This window comes from Candidatus Symbiothrix dinenymphae (genome assembly GCF_001431085.1).
In genome coordinates this window covers 1-1671 of the sequence record NZ_BBRU01000014.1, presented here as the reverse complement: position 1 = coordinate 1671, position 1671 = coordinate 1, and the positions used below count along the sequence as shown (strand labels likewise).

Annotated in this window: 1 protein-coding gene; it reads right to left on the bottom strand. The window is 53.7% G+C overall.

Going from position 1 to position 1671, the window contains the following annotated elements; all coding sequences use genetic code 11:
• Window positions 1–1671 (bottom strand): carbamoyl-phosphate synthase large subunit (carB, locus tag ASC50_RS00420; RefSeq protein WP_082591991.1); only part of this gene is annotated, 1671 nt, incomplete at both ends.

The window sequence follows — 1671 nt, the reverse complement described above, 5'->3', positions numbered from 1 at the left end:
GCCTGATGCGGCGCACCGTTTCGACATACAATTTCTGCGGCGGAAATTGAATCGTGGCATCGCCCGAATGCACGCCGGCAAATTCGATGTGCTCCGAGATGGCATACGTCACGACTTCGCCCTTGTTGGCAACCGCGTCGATTTCGATTTCCTTCGCGTTCTGAATAAATTTGCTCACCACCACCGGATGTTTCTGCGACACATTCGCCGCCAATTTCAGAAACAGATTCAGCTCCGTTTGGTTGGAGCAGACGTTCATCGCGGCACCAGAAAGCACGTAGGACGGGCGCACAAGCACCGGAAAGCCCACTTCCTCCACAAACTTGTCGATGTCGGAGAGCGAACTCAACTCCTTCCACTGCGGTTGGTCGATGCCCAAGCGGTCGAGCATTGACGAAAATTTGTGCCGGTCTTCGGCATTATCAATATTTTTCGCACTCGTGCCGAGAATTGGCACACCGGCTTGGTCGAGCGACAGCGCGAGATTGTTCGGGATTTGCCCCCCCGTCGAGAGCACCACGCCGTGCGGATTTTCCAGTTCGAGAATGTCCATCACGCGCTCAAATGTGAGTTCGTCAAAATACAGGCGGTCGCACATATCGTAGTCGGTGGACACCGTTTCGGGATTGTAATTGACCATCACGCCGCGCCAGCCGCGCTTGCGAATCGTTTCCAGCGCATTCACCGAGCACCAGTCAAACTCAACGCTACTGCCGATGCGATACGCGCCCGACCCGAGCACGACCACTGAACGCTTGTCGCCCAGATAGTTAACGTCGTTTTCGATGCCATTGTAGGTGAGGTACAGGTAATTGGTCAGTGCCGGAAATTCCGCCGCCAGCGTGTCAATCTGCTTCACCACGGGCACGATGCCGAGTTTTTTGCGGTGGTCGCGCAGCACGGCTTTGTTGTCTGTCGCCGTATCGTTTTTGTAGATGAGTTTTGAAATTTGGTAGTCCGAAAAACCTTTTTGCTTCGCCGTTTTCAGCAACTCGGCAGGCAATTTCTCAATGGAATTGACCTTTTCGAGTTCTTTGGACGTTTGATGGATGCCCTGCAATTTTTGCAAAAACCACAGGTCAATTTTCGTCAATTCGTGGATGCGCTCAATGGTGTAACCCGCCTCCAGAGCCTGCGCGATGATGAAAATGCGCTTGTCGGTAGGCTCGCTCAACGCCTTGTCGATGTCGTCCTCCTCCGCCAAACCCTTGTTGGCGACGAAGCCGTGCATCCCCTGCGCAATCATCCGCAGCCCCTTCTGAATCACCTCCTCAAAACTGCGCCCGATGGACATCACCTCGCCCACGCTCTTCATACTCGACCCAATCTCCTGCGACACGCCGTGAAACTTGCCCAAATCCCAACGCGGAATTTTGCAAACAATATAGTCCAAAGCCGGTTCAAAAAACGCCGGCGTGGTCTTCGTAACCGAATTTTTCAAATCCTGCAAGCCATAGCCCAACGCCAATTTAGCCGCAATAAACGCCAACGGATAGCCCGTAGCCTTCGATGCCAGCGCAGACGAGCGGCTCAAACGCGCATTCACCTCAATCACGCGGTAGTCCTCCGACACCGTGTCGAAAGCATACTGCACGTTGCATTCGCCCACAATCCCAATGTGGCGGATGATGCGAATCGCCAACTCGCGCAATTTGTGATACTCCTTATTAG